The sequence below is a fragment of the Mesorhizobium sp. M7A.F.Ca.US.002.01.1.1 genome (assembly GCF_004022955.1).
GTDB classification, from domain to species: domain Bacteria; phylum Pseudomonadota; class Alphaproteobacteria; order Rhizobiales; family Rhizobiaceae; genus Mesorhizobium; species Mesorhizobium ciceri.
The window spans coordinates 1-401 of record NZ_RZQE01001078.1 but is presented as its reverse complement, the minus strand read 5'-3'; the positions used below and the strand labels follow the sequence as shown (position 1 = coordinate 401).

Genomic DNA, 401 nt, shown 5'->3' with positions numbered 1-401 from the left:
GCCATGCACCGATCCATGGCCGCGACGCTCGACACGGTGCTCGATCGCATCCGTTCCATTCAGGAGCAGGCACGGGCTCCGGGATGGCATGGTCAACGCCCGAAATGGCCGATGATCGTGCTGCGCAGCCCCAAGGGATGGACCGGGCCGAAGGAGGTCGATGGCGAAAAAGTCGAGGGTTTCTGGCGCTCGCATCAAGTGCCGGTATCGAACGCTCGAGGGAATGAGGAGCACCGCAAGATCCTCGAAAACTGGATGCGAAGCTACGAGCCGGGAGAGCTGTTCGACGAAAGCGGGCACCTGTTGCCGGAGCTTGCGGCACTTGCCCCGACAGGGACAAGGCGCATGGGCGCAAGCCCGTACGCAAATGGCGGCCTGCTGAAGCGCGATCTGATGCTTCC

At 63.1% G+C, this 401-nt stretch carries 1 pseudogene; it reads left to right on the top strand.

Annotated elements, in window-relative coordinates:
* Positions 1 to 401, top strand: a pseudogene (locus EN932_RS37790) (phosphoketolase); the annotation flags it as partial.